At 41.9% G+C, this 21,770-nt stretch carries 21 protein-coding genes; 4 read left to right on the top strand and 17 right to left on the bottom strand.

Features of this window, described 5'->3' with window-relative positions; translation table 11 throughout:
* The first annotated feature begins 3 nt into the window (after positions 1–3).
* Positions 4–861: a 3-keto-disaccharide hydrolase gene (locus AS141_RS10935; protein ID WP_057937705.1), complete on the top strand. Its 858-nt coding sequence runs from the start codon at positions 4–6 to the stop codon at positions 859–861.
* A 153-nt stretch (positions 862–1,014) separates the two neighbouring features.
* Here AS141_RS10935 and AS141_RS10930 read toward each other — a convergent pair whose 3' ends face one another.
* From AS141_RS10930 to AS141_RS10860, 15 genes are all read right to left on the bottom strand, one after another.
* Positions 1,015–2,427: a Gfo/Idh/MocA family protein gene (locus AS141_RS10930; RefSeq protein ID WP_057937704.1), complete on the bottom strand. Its 1,413-nt coding sequence runs from the start codon at positions 2,425–2,427 to the stop codon at positions 1,015–1,017.
* 291 nt (positions 2,428–2,718) lie between these two features.
* Positions 2,719–3,759, bottom strand: coding sequence for a glycoside hydrolase family 113 (locus AS141_RS10925; protein ID WP_057937703.1), 1,041 nt, complete (start codon positions 3,757–3,759; stop codon positions 2,719–2,721).
* Positions 3,756–4,970, bottom strand: coding sequence for a bifunctional alpha/beta hydrolase/OsmC family protein (locus AS141_RS10920; protein ID WP_057937702.1), 1,215 nt, complete (start codon positions 4,968–4,970; stop codon positions 3,756–3,758). The genes AS141_RS10925 and AS141_RS10920 overlap by 4 nt, the downstream gene beginning before the upstream one ends.
* A gap of 7 nt (positions 4,971–4,977) precedes the next feature.
* Positions 4,978–5,724: a DUF6503 family protein gene (locus tag AS141_RS10915; RefSeq protein WP_057937701.1), complete on the bottom strand. Its 747-nt coding sequence runs from the start codon at positions 5,722–5,724 to the stop codon at positions 4,978–4,980.
* 37 nt (positions 5,725–5,761) lie between these two features.
* Complete coding sequence (locus AS141_RS10910; RefSeq protein WP_057937700.1) at positions 5,762–6,490, bottom strand: PepSY domain-containing protein; 729 nt, start codon at positions 6,488–6,490, stop codon at positions 5,762–5,764.
* The gene (locus AS141_RS10905) at positions 6,487–7,773 is read right to left on the bottom strand and encodes a glycosyltransferase 87 family protein (protein ID WP_057937699.1); all 1,287 of its coding nucleotides are present in this window, start codon (positions 7,771–7,773) and stop codon (positions 6,487–6,489) included. The genes AS141_RS10910 and AS141_RS10905 overlap by 4 nt, the downstream gene beginning before the upstream one ends.
* A 44-nt stretch (positions 7,774–7,817) precedes the next feature.
* Positions 7,818–8,696 (bottom strand): hypothetical protein, encoded by an 879-nt coding sequence (locus AS141_RS10900; RefSeq protein ID WP_057937698.1) that lies wholly within the window; start codon positions 8,694–8,696, stop codon positions 7,818–7,820.
* 86 nt (positions 8,697–8,782) lie between these two features.
* Entirely contained in the window at positions 8,783–9,475 is a 693-nt protein-coding gene (locus AS141_RS10895; RefSeq protein WP_057937697.1) for a glycosyltransferase family 2 protein, read from the bottom strand.
* Between the two features lie 4 nt (positions 9,476–9,479).
* Complete coding sequence (locus AS141_RS10890; protein ID WP_057937696.1) at positions 9,480–10,946, bottom strand: cellulose synthase family protein; 1,467 nt, start codon at positions 10,944–10,946, stop codon at positions 9,480–9,482.
* Positions 10,947–12,491 (bottom strand): 4Fe-4S binding protein, encoded by a 1,545-nt coding sequence (locus tag AS141_RS10885; RefSeq protein WP_057937695.1) that lies wholly within the window; start codon positions 12,489–12,491, stop codon positions 10,947–10,949. It lies immediately after the preceding gene.
* A 79-nt stretch (positions 12,492–12,570) separates the two neighbouring features.
* The gene (locus tag AS141_RS10880) at positions 12,571–13,926 is read right to left on the bottom strand and encodes an NAD(P)/FAD-dependent oxidoreductase (protein WP_057937694.1); all 1,356 of its coding nucleotides are present in this window, start codon (positions 13,924–13,926) and stop codon (positions 12,571–12,573) included.
* Positions 13,927–13,976: 50 nt separating this feature from the next.
* Positions 13,977–14,741, bottom strand: coding sequence for a DUF547 domain-containing protein (locus tag AS141_RS10875; protein WP_057937693.1), 765 nt, complete (start codon positions 14,739–14,741; stop codon positions 13,977–13,979).
* A gap of 90 nt (positions 14,742–14,831) precedes the next feature.
* On the bottom strand, positions 14,832–15,341 hold the full coding sequence (locus AS141_RS10870; protein WP_232424875.1) for a rhodanese-like domain-containing protein: 510 nt from the start codon (positions 15,339–15,341) through the stop codon (positions 14,832–14,834).
* 36 nt (positions 15,342–15,377) lie between these two features.
* Entirely contained in the window at positions 15,378–16,091 is a 714-nt protein-coding gene (locus tag AS141_RS10865; RefSeq protein WP_057937692.1) for a Crp/Fnr family transcriptional regulator, read from the bottom strand.
* A 62-nt stretch (positions 16,092–16,153) separates the two neighbouring features.
* Entirely contained in the window at positions 16,154–16,627 is a 474-nt protein-coding gene (locus AS141_RS10860; RefSeq protein ID WP_057937691.1) for a type I restriction enzyme HsdR N-terminal domain-containing protein, read from the bottom strand.
* Between AS141_RS10860 and AS141_RS10855 the strand changes: the two genes are divergently transcribed.
* The 3 genes from AS141_RS10855 to AS141_RS10845 all read left to right on the top strand — a co-directional run bounded on the left by AS141_RS10855 (position 16,626) and on the right by AS141_RS10845 (position 20,161).
* A complete protein-coding gene (locus tag AS141_RS10855; protein ID WP_057937690.1) occupies positions 16,626–16,892 on the top strand; it encodes a hypothetical protein in 267 nt (88 codons plus the stop codon). The genes AS141_RS10860 and AS141_RS10855 overlap by 2 nt on opposite strands.
* Before the next feature lie 341 nt (positions 16,893–17,233).
* Positions 17,234–18,499, top strand: a complete 1,266-nt coding sequence (hemA, locus tag AS141_RS10850; protein WP_057937689.1) for a glutamyl-tRNA reductase — start codon at positions 17,234–17,236, stop codon at positions 18,497–18,499.
* Positions 18,500–18,595: 96 nt separating this feature from the next.
* Entirely contained in the window at positions 18,596–20,161 is a 1,566-nt protein-coding gene (locus AS141_RS10845; protein ID WP_057937688.1) for a WG repeat-containing protein, read from the top strand.
* A gap of 11 nt (positions 20,162–20,172) precedes the next feature.
* Here AS141_RS10845 and floA read toward each other — a convergent pair whose 3' ends face one another.
* Together floA and AS141_RS10835 are read right to left on the bottom strand one after the other, a co-directional pair.
* Positions 20,173–21,189 carry a flotillin-like protein FloA gene (gene floA, locus AS141_RS10840; protein ID WP_057937687.1) on the bottom strand — a complete coding sequence of 339 codons (1,017 nt, stop codon included), beginning with the start codon at positions 21,187–21,189 and terminating at the stop codon, positions 20,173–20,175.
* A gap of 1 nt (position 21,190) precedes the next feature.
* Entirely contained in the window at positions 21,191–21,649 is a 459-nt protein-coding gene (locus AS141_RS10835) for an NfeD family protein (protein WP_057937941.1), read from the bottom strand.
* Positions 21,650–21,770 lie beyond the last annotated feature (121 nt).

Raw genomic sequence — 21,770 nt, 5'->3', positions numbered from 1 at the left:
AAAATGAAAAAGACAGGACTACTTGTTATCCTTTGCCTAGCAGGATTAGGCTTTGCTTTTAACTATGCCAGTGAGGAGTCAAAAAAGCCAAAGTGGCAAACGCTTTTTAACGGCAAAGACATAGATGATTGGTCTATTAAGATCCGTACGCATGATTTGAATGACAATTTCGCAAATACCTTCCGGGTAGAAGATGGTCTGATGAAGGTCCGCTACGATGGTTACGACCAATTCGACCAGCAGTATGGCCATATTTTCTATAACAAACCCTACTCCAATTACCTGCTTCAGGTAGAATATCGTTTTGTAGGAGAGCAGGCAAATGGCGGAGAAGGTTGGGCTACCCGGAATTCCGGAGCGATGCTTCACTCCCAGGACCCCAAGACTATGCTGAAGGATCAGGATTTTCCTATTTCCATTGAAGCACAATTTCTCGGTGGAAATGGTAAGGACAAAAGAAGCACCTGCAACCTTTGTACTCCCGGCACCAATGTGGTAATGGAAGACAAACTCATTACTTCTCACTGTGTAAATTCAACTTCTGAAACCTATCACGGTGATCAATGGGTGACAGCCAATTTCATTGTTTTGGGAAACGGCGATGTGCATCATCTAGTAGGTCAGGATACCGTGTTAAGCTACTCTAAATCTCAAATCGGAGGTGGAAATGTAAACCCATCTGATCCGAATGTCAAAGTAGATGGAAAAATGCTAACCGGAGGGTACATTTCCCTGCAAAGTGAAAGTCATCCAATTGATTTCAGGACTGTCCGCCTGATCGACCTGACTAACTATATGGGAGATCAGAAAAAACTGGAACAAGTTGTAAATGAAGGACTTGACTCCAATCCTGAACATTAAAACCAATCAATCATCCAAGTAAAAGCCCGGTGATCATTTGACCAGCGGGCTTTGCGTATGAATTAAAATAAAACATGACAATTCTCACGCTATACATTACACGTTTACGCCTCGGTCTACTACACAGACCTGAATACTACGGCTAACAGAAGCTTACACTCTTACCCCGGTCGTTCCTCCACCTGAAAGAGTAATATTCACCGGAGCATTCGTTTTCCAGTTTCCACCTGTAAAATCGGGCACATCTATGGAATTGGAGCGGTTGGCTACAGACCATTCAGAAAGTGGGGAGATACAACTCCAAAGTGCCGCATCATACACATCCTGATCAAGGGCAAGACCATTTCTGAGGCAATCAATCAATCGCCAGTCCATCATAAAGTCCATACCTCCATGGCCTCCGACTTTCTTGGCCAATTCTCCGACTTTCTGGATGATTTCGGGAGTGTACTTCGTCTCCAAATCTTTGAATTCTTCGTCTTTCAACCAGCCATGACCCTTAGAAACCTGTGGCTTAGGATATTTCTGTGCATATCCTTCAGTACCGCTTATTACATGAAGTCTGGAGTATGGCCGAGGAGAGGATACATCATGCTGGATCATGATCGTCTTACCTTTTTTTGTCTTGACTAAAGATGTATTCATGTTCCCACGAAATTTCTTTTCAGCAAAGGAAGCGAAGAAGTTATCCTGCTCAGCTAATTTCTTGGCCTCCATATGCATGGAGAAATCATCGGATGAAGTGGAAGTCAAATAATCCATCTGATCACCTCTGTTAATATTGAGGATCTGGCAGATTGGCCCTAACCCGTGAGTAGCATACAGATTACCGTCTCTATAGTTTTCTTTCAACCTCCACATGTCCTGGTAACCACCATCCTTTTTAAAGTTGAGGGCTAGTAAATCATGGATGTAGGCACCTTCTACATGTAAAACTTCACCAAAATATCCTTCACGGGCCATTTTTAAAGTCATCAATTCAAAGAAATCATAGCAGCAATTTTCTAATTGCATACAATGCTTCTTAGTGCGCTCAGAAGTCTCTACCAATTGCCAGCACTCATCAAGCGTACGGGCGATAGGCACTTCACATGCGGCATGTTTCCCAGCTTCCATAGCATATACAGCCATTGGCGTATGCCATTCCCAAGGTGTGGCAATATATATCAAGTCCAGATCATCCCTATCCATCATTTCTTTGTACGCATAGGCATTGCCAGAATACCCATCAGGCTTATGAGGAGTATCTTTTAACTGGCTTTTTGCTTTCTCCACCCGTTCTGGAAGTAAGTCGCAAAGAGCCTTAATCTCAACATTTTCTATTTTACTCAATCTATCAACAGCACCAGGGCCTCTCATTCCAAGTCCAACTATACCTATTCGAACAGTATCTATCTTGGGAGCAGCAAAACCACTCATATTGAAGGATTGGATTCGATTAACTCCTCTTTTAGCCTGTAAAGGAAGGGACCCGAATTCATTGGCGAGGGTACTCCCCGCTCCAAAAATCCCTAGACCTACCAAACCGGTAGATTTTAGAAACTCTCTTCTCTGGTTATTTTTCATAATGCTTTGTTATGTTGACTCAGCTAATTAATAAAAAAATAAAAGAAGTACTTACACCTTATAAATAAAAAAACCGAAAGCTTTTCAACTTTCGGTCAACTCTAACTGACATTTGGGATTATAGTACGTCTGCAAGGATTACAATTAAGCGATTCAAATGTCAGTGTAAATACAGGGTGATTTGCACTTTCCAGCAAACTTTTAAAGGAAGGACTGTTTGGATTCTTCGGTGCAAAAGTAAGCCTTTAGAACTCCATAAAAAATGACATAGATCAAATAATGCACTAAACCTCAGTCAGCTAAAAAGTAGTCTGACATAACTTGTTCAGCCAATTTTCCCTGGGGAGTAAAGTCAGGTTCACGATGTTTTCCTTCTGGGTACCATTTCCAGAAAAACACTCCAGCCATCCAGCTTTTTTGCCAAGCGGTTTCAAAAAATGCCTCATAACAAAGGGCCTGCATTTGTTCCGAAAGCTCGGTTTTCTTACGCTCATTCGGCCAAACCCAAGGCTCATTTGCGGCATCTACAGTGTTGCAATAGCCAATCTCAGTAAACATAACCGGTTTCTTGTACTCAGCAACTAGCTTTTCAATTTTTGGGAAATGCTTTTCCCAGCCAGATTTTAAATCAGCAAGTTCAGGGTTCGGCTTGGTAGAAAGAGGGAAATAGGCTTGAATTCCTATGTAATCCAGTGCATCCCAAAATTTGACTTGCTCAAATTCGGTGAAATTTGCTGCATAGATCAATTTCCCAGAATAAACGTTGCGAATCTCAGCAATCACTTTTCTCCAATCGTCTTCCCTGCTCGAGGTTCTTTCCAGCTCCGTTCCCACGCAAAGCATAGGGATCTGATGCGCCTCAGCCATTTTCGCATAATCAACTATAAAGCCCTCGTAATTCTCAAACCAAAGTTTCCAATCTTCCTCGCTTTTCATTGCTATCTCTCCTGGCCAGCTACCACGGACCCAAAGATGCGGTTTGAGCATGTTCATGATGCCATGACGCGCAGAGGAATCAAAAGTTGCTTTGATTCCATCGGATGATTCTCCCCACCACTGATTCTCGTTATGAGTATCCCAACGGATTTCAGGACTGTTTTTCTCCCTTTGCCAGCCAAATGGTGTTTGAGAAAGCGCATCTGCACCTGTGGCTTTCAACGCTTCCAGTTCTGGTCCCAAAAGCGGAGAGCGACTTCCCACCCAGCACACCCCTTTCCACTTTTCACCTGCTGTAATTAGATCTAGTTCCGAAGGAAAAACTGCCCAAAGTCCTAGCCCCAAAATTACCAAGACTGAGCTCAGCAGATAATTCCTAGACAAGACCTTTTTCATTTTGCCAACATGGTTTGAATAATAATTTCCTCCTGAAGCGTACGATGCACCGGACATTTATTGGAAATTTCAAGTAACCTTTGTCTTTGTTCTGCACTCAGGTCACCTTCAATTTCTATAATTCTTGTAAACTGACTGACTTTAGCGGAATTATCCTCTGGATGGGCACTGTCGGTAACGTGCACTTTTTCGTGGTTAAGAAAAACAGAGACTTGCTCGAGTGGCCATTTTTTTCGCTCTGCGTACATTTTTAGCGTCATGGCCGTGCAGCTTCCAAGAGAAGCCATGAGCAAGTCATATGGGTTTGGTCCCAAGTCCGCACCGCCAACATCTAACGGTTCATCCGCAATCAACTGATGATTTGGTGTCATGACTTCGGTGGTGTATTTCTCACCTGAGAGCCGGACAAAAACCTGATTTCCCCGGGTATCATTAACCTGCTTTTCCTCCACCAGCACATAGCGCTTACTCCAGCTCCCGATCACTTCTGCGATATACTCGCTGTCCAGAGGATTTGACACCAAATGGTTTGCTCCATCCAATGATATAAAACTCTTCGGATGATGAGCTGCATTATAAATCTCTGCAGCATTGCTGATTTCAACGATTTTATCCTGGGGTGAATGCAAGATGAGAAGGGATTTCCGCAGCTTTTTCAAAAAAGAAGCCAATGGTTCTTGTTCCAAATCATCCACAAAACTCTTGCTTATCTGAAAAGGCCTTCCTCCGATAGCAACTCTCGCACTTCCGTTTTTCTCTATCTGCTCAATACTATCTAAAAATAAATGACGTACATGTCCAGGGAATGCTGGTGCTGCGATGGTCACTACAGCCTTCACTTCAGCCATTTGAACAGCTGCATATAATACCGCAGCACCTCCAAGGGAATGGCCGATGAGCATTTTGGGAGCCTGATACTCTTTGTTCAAAAAATCAGCAGCATCCAGCAAATCACTCACATTATTGGAAAATGAGGACGCTCCAAATTCTCCCTCGCTCATTCCCAACCCTGTGAAATCGAAACTTAAAGCTGCAATTCCATTTTGCGAAAGTGCGGTGCAGATTCGTGTGACGGCTGAGAAGTTTTTGGAACAGGTAAAGCAATGGGCAAAAATCGCAAAAAAGTGTGGTCGCTGATCAGCAGGCAAATACAAATGGGCAGAAAGCTCAAAATTATTTCTATTAATGAATGTCAGTCGTTTGGGATTCATTTTGGGGTTACTTCAACGGTTCAACCTTAATATTCTCCAAGTTTATCTCTGAAAGTACTTCTAAATCTCCGGATTCGTAAAGCTCCTGCATCTTTTCTACCGAAACCGACTCATCTTTAGGCCTGAAATTCAAATAGTTTTGAAAGCGGATTCCGCCGACTTCCTGCACAGCGCTTACTTCCCGCATTCTCACCCCACCACCATCTGTGTGATAGCTATAGGCTATATAATCCACTACCGAATCTTCGGTTCCAATCCAATACAAAAACTCATCGTCGAAATCCTCCCCACCACCTTCCTTCGCAAAAGTCACTTTGATCAGGTCGTATTTTTCCCCGTTGATTACTGTCTCACCTATAGAGGTTTTGAAAACAGCAGGATCATTAAGCCCGTAAGGAAGAAAAGCAAAATAGGCCACCGAATTTACGGATCGGGAATATTTGCCAATCCATTCCTCTGAAAGTGTATCAATTTTCACCCCATTGACTTTTCTTTCAAATCCTGCATTATTCAGGACGTCTATCACACTTCCAGTAGAATCTGAAAACTCACGTTTGTATTCGAACCTATCCTGCGTTTTATAAATCGTGTAGTGGATATTCCTAAAATCAAATTCAACTTTCGAATTAGAATAAGCTCCACCACCATGCGCTTCTATGGCTTTATCGACAATTTTCTCTGCCTCTGTTCGTGATTCGCATGAAGTAAAAACAGCTGAACCAAGTAGGAAAATAAAAAGATTACTAAATTTCATTATTCGGATCTCGGATTATTAATGTATAAATGTTTACTTATTGAAAAGTGACTTGATAGCCAGAATATATATATTCCGCCTGTAAAAACGGTTTCTCCCCCTGCTCGTCGATTCGGTAACTTTTCTGCTCCTTTGGTAACACTAAGCCTGTTGACTCATCGTAGGAAATTGTTTCAATCCTGTTTTTATGACTCTTGGACAGCATTTCTTGGGCGACAACTTTTCCAGAATTCGGGTCAAAATAAATCCACGACACATCAGAATCCGGTCCATAAGCTACACGAACGGATTCAACCGTGTAACCATTCTCCAAGGTTTTTTGCTTCTCATAGGTTAAACTTGCATTCTCATCTATCCTATTCCATGGCTGCGCAAAAGCAAAAAAAACAGCATCGATTTCTGCTCTTTTTGATTTCAAAAAGTCTTCATTCTGAATAGTATTCTCACCCATCTGATAGCTCATCCTACTTCCGTTGAAATTGGCCACATGACTAACACTGTTCTTTTCCCAAGATAGTTTTCCTTCAAAATAAGGTTTTAACCGAAATTCCACCCACTGCTCGAATTCGACCTCTACAGCTCCATTTTCATCCAACAGGCGACTCACCTTTTTGAATTTAACAGCCGCAACCTCATCCCAGTTTTCTGAAAGCTGATGCGCTTCAATGGATTTTTCGAGGAGTTTCTGGGCCTGCTTTTCAGGGCTTGAAGTGCAGGAGAAAATGAGAAATGGAAAAATGAATGAAAGTAGAGTTTTATAGTTCATATATTTATTACCGATTCGTGATTTTTCTTAACATAATCCCAATAAACAGTAAAAAACAATATCGAATATTCACTGAAAAGGAAAATTGGGTTTTCCCGATAAGTTGGACCGCCATAAGCTTCGTACGAAAAAAGTACCGTGAAAGTCCAAATCAAGAAGGCTTTTTTGTCAGTAAATAAACTCAAGCCAACTACCGGAACCAGATACCAAGGATGCACAACAGGTTGCAAAATCAGGTAAATCAAATAAATCAATACCCACAGATCTATGAGTTGCATAAGGTTTTCGGGCTTTCTTTTCCATGAAAAATAAAGAATTCCTACCAAGATAATCCCGCTTAAGACCGGTGTGATTTCCCCAATGATATTGTAGCCTTTCACCCAATACCCAACTTCACGAAGCAGGTAATAAATCGAAGCATTGAATTCAAATTTCCCTTGGTAGAGTTTCAGGCTTTGAAAAAAATGAACCCAGGAATTGTCTAGTAAAAGCCATATAAAACCTAGGATGAAAGCAATGCCCGAACCTATCCAGAAAGTGATGGACTTTCTGGTTTTCCCAAAGGTAAAAAAGCTGGGCAAAAGCATCAAAGGCAGTAATTTCACCCCAACAGAAAGCCCCCAAAACCCGCCTGAAAGCAGCATTTTGTTTTTGCGCAATGCATATAAACCCGCAAGTAAGAATAGCAGTACAAGCCCTTCAAAGTGAAGATTTCCGGTAATCTCCATAATTACCAACGGATTCAACCAGTACAGAATCAGTCTTTTTGCAGGAAACTGAAAATTATCAAAAAGCTTCAGTAACAGCAAAAAGACGCCTATTTCCCCAAGTATCAGAATTACTCTTAACGCTATAATCCCCTGCTGCAGATCAAGCCCACCAACCTCAGCAGCCATATAAAAAACCGCTTGATTCAAGGGGGGATAAACTGAGTAATAGGCAGGTGAATTCATCAATTCATGAAGGTTCTCCAGGTAAGGATCTGCTATTTCCGGATGATTCTTAAGCCACTGTTCAGGGGTTTCAGAATAAGGATTCCCGCTCCTTTTTACCAATTCCCCATCCCAGAGAAACCGGGGATAATCGTCCGACCACGTTGGGATAGCAACTAAGAATGAAATTCTGATGATCAAGCCAGCGGTAAGGATCCACCCCCATTTTAGCGTATCACTCAAAAAATAAAAAGCCAACATTCCAGCAAATAGCATTGAATAGATTGCAAACATCCACCAGAAATTTTCTCTTGGAACATAATAGGCCAACATAAAATATCCGACTGCCATCAGTAGGCAGTTCGCAGAAATCACGAGCTTGGGAAACTCCTTTCTCAAAGTCCTAGGCTTTTCCGGATGGACTCATCCTTAAGTCCGTTTCTCTCCCAATAATCAAGCATTTGCACATTGGTTCGGACTGCCGAAGTCACCTCTTCCGTGCCATCTTCTTTGGTTTGCGTTTCTTCCCAAAACATGATTTCAAATGGAAATGCATCCCTATATCTGATCAGTAATTTCCTGCCGATTTCTTCGTAATTTGCTTCTATCTCAGCCTGATTAGCTCCAGTTTTACGTTTAGTGATGTGGGCACTTTCTGAGCCCAATGGGTGATGTGTGAAGCGATTGTAAATCAGACCTGGGATCATTTTCAAATGCCCATCAGGCACCAGATCAGGATTGAGTCGAATTAAGTTGAAGAGTTCATCTTCTGCCAAAGCAGAGATACTTATTTCCTGATCGCCTTCCGATTCAAAATAGGAGAATAATTTTGCTTGATACTTATTGTTTCTCCAGTTGAGCTGCGCAAATGACTGTCCGCACCATTCGGTCACCGAAGCGGAGATTTTCGGTGAATGCAGCTCCTCATAAACCGGTGTGAATACTGAAAGCATGGTATGGTATGGATATACCCCTGTCACAAAATCGCGGGTCATATTCAGCTTCATCACTTTCACTGCTCCTTCTCCGGCACCGGTAGGATCGTCGAGCTTGACCTGCTTACGCTTAGAAAAATCCTCTGTCACAAAGATCATGACTGCTTTTCCTTCCCGCTCTTCACCATAGCGTATTTGCTTTAGTTCAAAGACATTTATTTCTGCTTTACCCTGATACCAGCGCGAGGCAAACTGCTCCTCGTCTATGGCTTTTCTACCTGTGGAATTGCAGGAGCAGATGACCAGCAAAAGTGCTCCAAGAATCAATGAATTTCTCATAGGTCTAAAATTACTAAAATACCTGCTAAGGTCTATTCTCGGTAACACAGGCATGATTCCAATAGTCTGCTGCTTGATTTTCCAGATTACCAATACTTAAAAATCGTGTAGATAATCTTGTATCCTGCCCCAAACACCCCCTTCACAGTTCCGCTGACCTTGGACACTCCTATTCTCTTACGGTAATTCACCGGCACTTCTGTATAGCGAAGTCCCGCCTTATGTGCCTTGATCTGCATTTCTATGGTCCAGCCGAAGTTCTCATCTACCATATTCAGGTCCAGCAACTTTGACCAAGCTATCGCCCGAAATGGCCCCAAGTCGGAGAATTTAGCCCCTTGCATGTACCTCATCATGGTAGTTGCCAACCAATTCCCAAAGACCTGCGGAAAAGTCATGGAGCCGGATTCCCGCTCGCCGAGTACCCGGGAACCTATGACCATTTCTGCTTTTCCATCTAAAATCGGATGAATCAAATCCAACAATTCCTCAGGGTAATCACTGTAATCTCCGTCCAAAAAAACAACAATATCCGGTTGGACATCCTGTTTTTTGATCCAATCCATCGCAGTCAGACAGGCTTTTCCATAGCCCTTTTGAGGTTCTAAAACCACTTTTGCCCCCGCAGCTTCTGCTGTTTTGCCGGTCTCATCGGTGGAGTTGTTATTTGCCACCACCACATTTCTGACTAAGGATGGAATATCCCCGATCACTTTGGAAATGGACTTTTCCTCGTTATAGGCAGGGATGATCACATCGATAATTGGGGGATTATACATCAGCTTATTTACCTAAATTATAGGCTTTAAAAGAAGAAAAGAAAACCAGACCATAGCCCACTGCCAACATCAAGTGAAATGGCAACATTGTAAAGGACTGCCAGTAAATGTGTAGCCCGACCATGACCGAGAAGACAAGCATTAAGATTCCTTCCATCCAGGTGGTGACTGGAAGTTTAAATTTTATATAGGGATTGCTTTCCAGGCCGGTACCTCCTTCGAGATTGAATTTCGGCGTGCGGATAAAAGGTGATTTTTTACCCGAAAGTCCCTCCCAAACTGCCTGGGCATTGTGCAAGGCCAAGCCCATGGAAACCGAAAGAAACAATGGCAACATGTAAAACGACTGAAGCAAGCTGCGCCAAAAACTCCTTTTCCCATAGAAATAGGATACCAAGTACACTCCGGCAATGATCACGAATCCTATCATAAACAGGCCTGCAACTTTAGATAAATTGGATGAAATCATTCCCTGCATTCCTGCATACCAAACTCCAATGCTGCTTAGGCTGACGAGCAGGACAGCAATGAAAATGCAACTATTGAACAAATGTGCCATCGCATGAAACTTGGTGGACAATGGAAAATCCTCTCTCAAAACTGCCTTTGCATGTTTCCCGGCACATTCTGCCCCGCCCTTCGTCCAACGGAACTGCTGGGACTTAACAGCGGACATAATCGGTGGGAGTTCTGCGGGAGATTCAATTTCCGGACGGTAAACAAACCTCCAGCCCTTGCGCTGTGCACGATAACTCAAATCCAAATCCTCAGTCAGGGTATCGTCCTGCCAATCCCCCGCATCGATAATGCATGACTTTCTCCAGACTCCTCCTGTCCCATTGAAATTGATAAAAGCCTGCTGACTATTTCTACCGATCTGCTCAATCAAAAAATGCGCATCCAAGGCAAAAGCTTGTAATCGGGTCAATAAAGAATAGTTTTTATTCAAATGTGTCCATCGTGTCTGTACCATTCCGATTTTTTCTGAAGAGAAATAAGGGATAGTTTTCAGCAAAAAATCCGGATCCGGCACAAAATCCGCATCAAAAATCGCGATAAATTCCCCACCGGCTTTTGCTAAACCTTCCTTCAACGCCCCAGCTTTAAATCCGCTTCTATCAGTTCGATGAAGGTATTTAAAATTAAAATCAGGAAATTCTGAAATTTTCTTTTGAATTAAATCCGAAGTCTGATCCGTACTGTCGTCCAACACCTGGATTTCAAGCAGATCAGCAGGATAATTTATCTTGGCTACAGCTTCTATCAGGCGGTCTACCACATACATTTCATTGAAAACGGGTAGCTGTATGGTTATTTCAGGCCAAGATTCCGGGGCAGCATGAGCCACTTTTCCAAGAGATTTTTTGGCACTCAAAAACCTCAAAAGCAAATGCCCTTGAGCAAGACTGTATATGAAAATAAACAGCATTCCCAGGGCATATATCCCAATCAAAATATATAATAAGATCATTTACGCTTTTACCTTGATGGAATCATTTCCAATGATTATAGGCATTTCATTGACCCTGTTTTCTTCTGGTCCATTTTCAAGTTTCAGAACCCCTCGTGGACAAACTGCCGAGCAGACACCACATCCAACACAGCTGGCTCTCACAATTTGCTGACCCCGCTGTGCATACCAGCGCACGTCTATTCCCATTTCGCAATAGGTGGAGCAGTTACCGCAGGAAATGCACTGACCTCCGTTTGTGGTGATCCTGAACCTGGATTTGAACCGCTGAACTATCCCTAAATAAGCAGCCAATGGGCAGCCAAATCTACACCAAACGCGGTTACCCATAAATGGATAAAACCCTGTGCCTACCACACCCGCGAAAACGGAGCCAATCGCAAAACCATAGAACGAATGTAATTGGTTCGTGACATTTCCTAAAAGAGCAAATCCAGAAAAGTAATTGGCGATAGTGAGCCCCGTCATTACCACAGCCAAGACTAAAACACTGTGGACTATCACCCGCTCGTATTTCCATGCTTTCAATGACTTGTTAGAAAGCTGGCGATAAGGATCTCCCACCGTCTCGGCTAAACCTCCACATCCACACACCCAAGAGCAATACCATCTTTTACCAAAAAAATAGGTGAAAACCGGAACAGCTATACTAATGAGCAAGATCCCCCAGATCAACATAAACATCCCTACTCCACCGGCACTGATAAAGGTTTCAACCTGATAATCATAGAAGAAATCGTAATCCAGTGGCCAGATATTTTTGAAATCGTAATAAGGCTGATTGAGCAATACCAGGATCTCGGGAATCAAAAACGCAAAGGCTGTTTGGAAAAACATCACCGAAGCCGTACGAAGCTGCTGATACCTATTGCCCTTGTATTTTCTAAACATCCGCACGCCCATCACGGCTATTGCCAGCGTATAAATCGTCCCGTATAGAAACCATTGGCTGGCAGAATTCCCACTTAGGATCATGCTGAGGGGATTTACCATCCATACCTGATTCACGATATAAGCAGGGAACCAATACAGAATGATGTAGAAAACAATCAAATACGCACCCGTAACCATCCCCATCCAGCCACGGTTCTTCATAGAAGAATGGAAAATGCCGTTATTTTTTATTCCAGCAGGCTCATCCCTGTGGTTTGGGAGATTGTAAAACAAACCTCCCAATACCGCAAAACCAATTGATAAACCAAAGAAAAGCCAGGGATTATCGCGGACTGGACTGCTTATCGAGCTTTTTGCAAGTGCAAAACTGTAATCATCCCAGATTACCTCCTCCCATTTGGACTCGGCCTTGAGGACGTCATTGTTTGAATCGAAATTGTCATTGAAAGCAGCAATAAAAGAGAAGTTTGACCAATAGGTTTCTCCATACATTGGAGCCAAAATTTTACTCATTCTCTCTTGATGGATATCCTTGGTATTCGTCAAGACCAACTCTTTGGTAAGCGTATAACTTCCTAAAAAGGGCATCACAGTAAATACAGTCAAACCGACCAAAAACAGCAGAATACCTAAACGTTGAATCAACTTCATGTGTTTTCTATTAGATTTTAAATGGCCTCATGAGCATCGTTGCAAACAACCCCAATTGACATGCTCATTTTGCTCGATTTCATACACTTGCTCCGAATAGTTTTTGGATAAATGTCTTTCTAAAAACTTTGATATCTCCTCCGAATTGACTCTTGAAGGCCTGTTGAATTTCCATGAAGTAAGGAGCGAAAAACTCAGGATCAAAATTAGCCTTGTCTAACTTGGCTATGGCTTTGGATCCTTCCCATTTTTCCCGGATTGCCTGGTCAAAAAACTCATGTCGAAGTCTAAGACCCAAATTATTGACGCCAAGAATCCGACCTTCCAAATCCATTAGCATTCGAAAAGCCACCTTTCCACCAGCATGCTCCCAGTAAAATGAGGAAATTTTGTCCTCCTCCCATTTTGCGGGAACAGTTCCGTAGGTTTGGTATTCTATATCCAGAAACTTGGCCGAATTGAACCAAACTCCCGGTTGGTAGGTGACTTTTTTGCCTGCCAAAATATACCCTAAAGTCTCACCGTGCATCCGTCCTGTGTACCACACTTGTTCCACAGGTTTGCGATGCGCGGCCGGAGCCTCATGAAATTCCGCACAGTCACCTATAGAATATACATTTGCAATGTTGGTCCGAAAACCAAAATCCACCTTTACTCCCCGGTTGACTACTAACTGCGTTTTTCTGAGAAAGTCAATATTTGGGGTCACACCAGCAGTAAGTCCCACGAATTGGCATGGAATTATCTCCCCAGATTTAGTTCGTACAGCTTGGACACGGGCATTTGGATCAGCTAAAATTTCATCCAACTCCTCATTCAATCTCAGATCAATGTGATGTTCCAGCATATGCCTGCCCACAAGTTCTGACTCTTCCTTTGGAAGCACATTTCTCCAAAAACCGGATTCCCGGACAAGGAAAGTCACCGGAATTTTCTTGTAGGCAAGCATTTCAGCCATTTCTATCCCGATCAAGCCCCCGCCCACGATCACTGCCCTCTGAACTCCGACAGAAGTATTTTCCTCCATCAGCTCCAGATCCTGCTTGGAATACAATCCCTGAACTCCCTGCAGATCCTCTCCCGGCCAGCCAAATTTATTCGGCTTAGAACCTGTGGCAATTACCAGTTCATCATAGCTTAGGTTTTCCCCAGATTTGAAATGAAGGTTTTTGGCAGAAAAGTCTATGGATTTCACCCACCCTTCTTTCAGCTCGATTCTGTTTTTCTCCCAAAACCAATTCTCATACGGTTGTGTATGTTCAAATTTCATATGCCCCATAAAAACGTACATCAGCGCAGTTCTGGAGAAAAAGTATCTTGATTCTCCTGAAACCAGCGTAATCCTGACAGAATCATCCAGCTTTCTTAATTGACGGGCACAGGTTACCCCTGCAATACCGTTGCCGATGATAACCACATGGCGATTTGAACTCATAGGGGGCGGGCTAATTTTTGTCTTAATGGAAATGTACCAAAAACCTGAATCTATTCATTCAAATTCCAATCATAATCCAAAAAGGAAATCTTTGCATTTGGATTGATTTTAGTCTTGCTGTATTTATTTAAAAAGTCTATCAAACTGCTATTCTTGGTAAAATCCCCTTTGAACCAGGAGAAAATCGATGAGAGCTGCACAGCACCCGGCGTAATCTTATTTCTTGAAGAATCATTTATAAAACGGTTAGCCATCTTGTCCAACTGAGCATCAATAGTGGAAGCTTCAAATGCTTCATTGAGCAAAGGCGGGCAGGAAACTGACGCACAATTGATCGCAAAGTGTATCCTAGGTTCTTCAAATTCCTTTCGCAAAATGGAATGCTCAATCTCATCCAAGCTGGATTCCTGCCCCCCTATTTTGAAAAATTTATAATGCCACACGTCTTTGACCAGCGGGATTTTCAATGCAGGACCCAAATCTTTAATACTTTCCACCGGATAATTGTCTACGATTAATTTCACCGTAAAGGCATTATACGCATTGATCCAATATGCCAGTTGCTCATCTTTAGACCAGGTCTTACGGTCAGGGGCATTTTCGCTGATGTTCTTCAAATAGGCATCAAGTTTAACTTTTTCTTCGATAAATCCCTTGTAATTGACCTTTCCTTCAGCGCTTACATTGGCTTTCAGTAGTTCATCCCAAGATTTATGGCTTGGAGCAGTAGTACCTGCCATTCCGGGAACAGAGCTTTGGCAACTAAAAAGAATAATGCTGAGAAAAAGGAGAATATGGCTTTTCAGATTTTTCATAGGATGGGTTTAGGATGATGTACGGTCCGAATCAGAAAAAGATATAATAAATAAAATAAGCAATAGTCAACCAGAGGACTAAACAGGTAGTCAATAAACCTGTTCTCCTTTGATCAACCAAACACCCCACGATTTGGAATACGTATGTACTTTGTTTGTAAGTGAGCCGCCTTGGTAAATCGGCTTTTCCTCATTTACCCATTCGATCAGTCCACCGTAGAGGTTATAAACTTCTTTGAAGCCCGCCTCCCTGAGTTTTTTACCAATTTCCTGAGATCTTGCCCCAACCGTGCAATACACCAAAACCGGTTGATCCTTATGCAATTTTGCAACATTTTCCATGGAAAAAGTCTCATAACCAACCCATTCAGCATCCATGAGATGACTGGTTTCAAACTCCTCTTTTTCTCGGGTATCCAAAATCTGAAAGTCATCCAAATCTATGATTTGATCTGGTTTTAAAACTGGAAAATCAGAATCGTAAAGTGTGGAAAGTAGGGTTTTATAGGCGAGGGATTGAGCTGTCAAATGGAGAGAAAAAAGAGAAAAGAGCAACAAAAAAACCAGTGAAACCAAGCCTTTATTGAACGTTACCATCATATCTCTTCAACCCATAAACAGGTTGGTATGTTCAACTCAGGCATAAAAATCCGAAAGCTTGACAAGTCCTTCTTTATCCAAAATCACGATTTTCTTGCCTTTGAATTCTATGAGTTTATCCTTTTTGAATTCTGATAATAACCGAATGACAGATTCGGTGGCTGTGCCAATCAGGCTAGCTATCTCCTCCCGACTCAGCACTAAGTCAATCTGCTGATGCGCTCTACCCTCAAGTCCATAGGAGTTGGCAAGCTGCAGCAGCAGGTAAGCTAATCGTTCCCGGATACTCTTCTGCGAAGCATCAACTAGTTTTTCCTCCATAACTCCGATTTCATGGCTGAGTGCTTTGGTCAGTCTTTTGAAAAAAGGCCCGTTGCTCACCAGCGCTTTCAGGAAAGTTTCCTTGGGGATAAAGCAAATTTTCGCGTCTTCGATTACCTGGGCAGAATTGGTGTAATTTTCCTCACCAAGTAAAGCTGAATATCCAAGGAGATCTCCCTTCTTTGCCAGGTGAATAATTTGTTCCTTGCCATTTGATGCTGTTTTGAAAACTTTAATTACCCCGGAATTTATACAAAAAACTCCCTGCGGTTTTGATTCCTCATAATAAAGCATCTGGCCTTTTCGATGAGAAATCATGTTTTTATTGTCTGAAATATTACAAGCTTGCTCATCGGTAAGATCAGAAAGCATAGACAGCTTACGACTGCTACAAAGATCGCAAGGGTGGACGGAAGAAGATTTTACCATAGGATTAGAAATTTCAGAACAGCAATCGAAAGGTCTCCAGTTCCAAATCTACTATACTTCAGCTAAAGTGGCGGTGTAGGAAAAGATTTCTCTTGGGTAAACTTTTCCATGACTGCGTCAAAACTCAGGCAAATATGCTGCAAACCATTGCTGATGACTAGAAATGGGGTTTTCAATTCCTTGTGATACAGGCAAGCTTGCTCAATAGTATTTTGGGTGAGCTTCACTTTCGGCGCTTTGCATTCGATCAGAAGATAGGGTTTTCCATTTGTATCCCAGACCACGAGATCCGTTCGCTTGAGCAGCTTATTATAGATAAGACCTTTTTCCAGTGCCAAAAGTCCTTTGGGAAATTTCAGTTGAGTAATCAGGAAATTAATCCAATGCTGCCGTACCCATTCTTCAGGTGTGAGAACCAGTGCTTTTTTACGGAGTGAATCAAAAACCCAGAATTTTCCATCCCTTTTCAGAAGCTTCGGTTCGAAATGCGGTAAGTTAAGTGCGGGTAATTGAATCTGATCCAAATGAGAATCCATGGATCAAAGATGCGCAAATTCGCCATTTGGGAAAAGTGAATTCACCAAACTATTGAAAATCTATGAATGGGGTGATTTTATCTATACATTCTTTCTTGAAGATCTTTATAGGTTTGAAACTATCCGAAGATTGGAACTTGCCCTATTGCTTCTTCAAGCGATCAGGATTTTTGTTGGACTTGCTGAAAAATATTCAAACACAATCAAACCATCCCCAGATGGTATCTATGGTCTCTGGTTCAAATTTGCAGATTATTGGCTATGAGAATTCTCAGCCTTCACGTTTCTAATTGTCTTTAAACTTTGAAGACACAAGAAGAAGTAATAACGGAATAAAGAAAACAAACCCCACGGGATTCTTTACCTGAGAAACCGGGATAAACTTTCAGCCAATAAAAAATATAGCTCTCATGGTTCACTAAAGGTGATAGAAATTACCAATTCTACATAAGCCAATGCTATTGGATTGAGAAACAGGTTTTGTTTACTATTGTAGTACTAAAAGGGGGAGGTTATTTAGACAGATTACAAATTAACAGATACCTTCCCAAAATGAACACTTCCCTTGCCATAGTCTGTTAAATTTGCAATCCAAGCTTAAGCATGATGCAAGTCAAATTTAGAGCCCTCAGTTTATCTCATAAAAATGCACCAGTTCAAATCCGGGAAATAATTTCTTTGGACGAGAAAGCCGTACACGGTATCTTACTGAAAATCAAGGACATTTTTAATCTAAACGATGCTTTAATACTTTCTACCTGCAACCGTACAGAGGTATATTATAGCCATGGTCAAGATATAAGCACTGAAATAATTAAGTTGATAGGTCTTGAAAAAGGATTGACTGACATCGTTAATTTTCTTGAGTATTTCGAGATTTTGAATGATGATAGAGCTGTAATCAGGCATTTATTCAGAGTTTCGATGGGATTGGAAGCCCAGGTAGTAGGTGATATTCAGATTTCAAATCAGGTCAAAAGAGCGTATCAGGCTTCTGCTGACTTGAATATGACCGGGCCCTTCCTCCATAGATTGATGCATACGGTCTTTTTCACCAATAAACGTATTGTACAGGAAACAGCTTTTAGAGACGGGGCGGCGTCTTTATCATACGCTGCGATAGAATTGATCGAAAGCTTGACTTCGAATACTTTCGAACCGAGAATATTACTGATTGGTGTCGGGGAAATCGGTGAAGATGTAGCCAAGAATATGGTTCATCTGCCCAATGCGAAGGTCAAAATAACGAACAGGACTCTTTCCAAAGCGGAATCTATCGCTGCAGAAATGGGCTTCGAAGTAGTTCCTTTTGAAAATAGTTTTGAAGCGATGGAAGAAGCGGATGTCATCGTTTCATCAGTTCAACGATCTGAGCCATTTATCACAAAAGAATTAGTGAGGAAATTCCAGATCAACAGCTACAAATTGCTTGTAGATCTCTCAGTACCGCGAAGTATAGAAACTTCTGTGGAAGACGTCCCGGGGGTTGTGCTTTACAACGTGGATAATATTCGCAGTAAAGCTTCTGAAGCATTGGAAAAAAGATTGGCTTCAGTACCGATGGTGGAAGAAATAATAGAGGAAAGCATTAAAGAATTTTTTGATTGGAAAAAAGAAATGATCGCATCCCCTACTATTAATAAGCTGAAGCAATCCTTGGAACAGATCCGCCAGGAAGAAATGGCAAGATTCACAAAGAATGCCGACAAGAAAGAATATGCGGTGATCGATAAAATCACCAAGAGTATGATGCAAAAAATTCTCAAAGTTCCCGTGGTACAACTTCGGGCAGCTTGCCAACGAGATCAAGCTGAGGAAATGATCCAAATCATTTCAGATCTCTTTGATCTGGAAAAAGTAAAATCAGAGTAGAAAGTTCTACAACTTTTACTAAAAATGACCAAAGGATTGAAGAAAACCTTTGGTCATTTTACCTTTAACACCTTTTTCGAATAACCGACATTTAGAATGAATAAAAATTTTACGATACTCGTAAGTCTTATTTTCACTTTTATTATTTCTGAAGTGGCACAAGCTCAATCTTGGGAAGTATATAACACCAAGCTCCAACTTCAGTCCCGGTTGATTTACGATGAAGTAGATCTTCTCAGTGAAACCGTGAGAATCGGGAAGAAAGGTGATGAACTCTTTTTATTGTCAAATGATCTTAGACCGGCAGTTTCATTGGTAGGGACAGAAATCTATCAGTACTTAGAGCCTTGGATCTTAGTGAAGGGACCAAATGGAATCGGTGCATTTCATGAATATGGACAACAGGTATTGCCCTTGGAGTATGAAAGGATACAAACCTATTTCAACATGCTTTTGGCAAGCAAGGGAAATGAGTACTGGCTATTCCAGCGTGGAAAAAACAAAACAACCTATCTTGGCGAACTGGATGAAGCCAAGGTAACAAACACGGGATTAATCATCCTGAGGAAAGGAAATGACTATTCTTTGCCTTTGTCATCCAATCCTGATAAGACTTTCGAGCTTCTTGCTGATAATGACGGGGAATTTGTCTTAGCCAAAGAAGCCAGTGGTTTTGGGTTGATCAATAGAGAAGGGGACTATGTGTTGGATCCCATCATCGAGAGGCTGCAGCATACTCATGGCAATTTCTATTATGGCTATAACCAAGATCAGTATTTGCTTATAGAAGGAAATGATATCAAATCTAATATCCGTTACAATTCATTTCACAAAATCACTTTTGAGAATGATGTCATGCTGGAATATATCCACGGAAAACTCCGCCGTGTGATGGAAGACGATGGTATTTTGCTTGATGATGTGGGCATAACAGCCGTCAATAAAATCGGCAAAGATTCTTACAATGTTCATTTTCGTGATGATAGAATTGGGCTTCTTGGAAAAAAAGGCTGGCTAGTACAGCCCATGCTTGGTGCAGATGAAATCAAGTTTGGTAAGGAAGGACTTTTTCCTGCTAAATCCAACGGTGTATTTGGTTTTGTGGATTCAGCTGGGACATGGGTGCTTTCCCCTCAATTCACTGAAACAACTTTGTTTTCAGAAAAAATCGCTGCCTATAGAATAACCCAAAACTGGGGATTAATCAATGCTTCAGGAGAACTACTCACTGATCCGCTCTGGGAAGAAATAAAATCCTTTCAAAATGGGTTAGCAATAGCTAAACTGAACGGTAAATATTTCTTACTAAATCCCTTCGGAGCCACTGTAAACACTGAAGGGTTTGATAATATTTACCGAACAAGTGATGGGTATTTCCTGGTAGAAGATTCGGGGAAATTCGGCCTTCTTGATTCAGAAGGCAAAGAAGTGATACCTACCGAATTTGAAGAACTCAGAAGGGAACGTAAGGATTTTATAATCGTAAGAAAAAACGGTCTTACAGGAGTAATCAACGAAAGCGGAGAAGTCATTTTACCTGTCGCTTATGAGAAGGTTTTGGTAGATTGGACAAATGACCAAATCTTCACAAAAAATAAGTTTATTCCCACAGTGGTTCAAACATTGGGAGAACCAAGTAAGAATAACAAAAAAGGGGCCTGAGCCCCTTTTTTTTATTTTTTCTCGTTTTTGCCTTTCGAGGAATCCTTCGATTCATCTGAGTTGGCAATCGATTCCCGCATGGAGGTATCTGATTGGATATTTTCCATTCTATAATAGTCCATCACTCCTAGCTTACCACTCCGGAAGGCTTCAGCCAGAGCTCTTGGAACTTCTGCCTCAGCTTCTATCACTTTAGCCCGCATTTCCACATTTCGGGCTTTCATCTCCTGCTCCAGAGCCACGGCCATTGCACGTCTCTCCTCTGCTCTAGCTTCTGCAACTTTCAAATCAGCGGAAGCTTGATCGATTTGTAGTTTCGCACCGATGTTTGTTCCCACATCAATATCCGCGATATCAATAGAAAGAATCTCGAAAGCAGTCCCTGCATCCAAGCCTCTCTGTAAAACCAGCTTGGAGATTTTGTCCGGGTTTTCGAGCACACTCTTGTGCGTCGCCGCCGAACCTATAGAAGTTACGATACCTTCACCAACTCGTGCCAGGATAGTCTCTTCACCTGCTCCTCCGACCAACTGAGCTATATTCGCACGGACAGTTACTCTGGCTTTGGCTATCAATTGTATACCATCAGCGGCTACAGCGGCTACATTCGGCGTATTGATCACTTTAGGATTTACAGAAATCTGAACTGCCTCAAACACGTCTCTTCCTGCTAAGTCAATCGCGGTTGCTTGCTTGAATGTCAGATTAATATTCGCTTTATCAGCGGATATTAAAGCCCTGATCACATTGGGGATATTCCCGCCAGCCATGTAATGCGTTTCCAAGTCATTGGTAGTCAACTGAAGCCCAGCTTTGGTAGCAGTGATCAAAGAATTAACAATAATACTTGGTGGCACTTTTCTGATTCTCATTCCAATAAGCTCTCCTATCCCTACTCTAACATTAGAAAATTGGGCAGTGATCCAGAGATTGACCGGAACAAAGTACAAGAAGATGAAAAGTAGGACTATTCCTGCGACTGCGGCCACCAGGATGAACATTGAACTGCTCGGATCTAGATTCTCCATATTATTTAACTATAATTTTATTGTTTTCAATTTTGAAAATGGTGACCTCAGTTCCCACAGGAATAAAACCATTCTCTGATTTCACCTCGTAGACAATATCGCCAAAACTTGCTTTCCCGATCGGTTTAAGATCTGAGGTCGTTTTGCCCGGCATACCAATCTGTAAGGCATCTGTACGTCCATCAAAAGCTCCTCCCTGCATAGCAGATTTTAGAGAAAAGCGATTCCAAACACCAGAACTAAATCCATAAACAATGGCAGCAAGGTTCAATACTACCGCAATAGAAGTAATCCACCATGCTATTCCCGCATCAAAGCTGAGAAATGCATAGACTACGCCTGCTAAACTTACTGCAAGTCCAAAAATCCCGACTACTGTAGTACCGGGCACAAACAGCACTTCAGCAAGCAAAAGGATAAGACCTATAAGTAGAAGACTTGAAAGTACCAGGATTGTCATTGCTTTTTCAGAAAAAGAATAGATGTCTAAAATACAAGTTTCCTCGTTACCCCTTGCCAATAAAAGCAAAAAAAGCCCGGATATTTCCGAAGGCACTAAAAAACTATCCCTAAAAAAATGG

This window comes from Algoriphagus resistens, assembly GCF_001442615.1.
Taxonomy (GTDB): Bacteria; Bacteroidota; Bacteroidia; order Cytophagales; family Cyclobacteriaceae; genus Algoriphagus; species Algoriphagus resistens.
The sequence above is the reverse complement of the archived record's forward strand: the minus strand, read 5'-3'. Positions and strand labels throughout refer to the sequence as shown.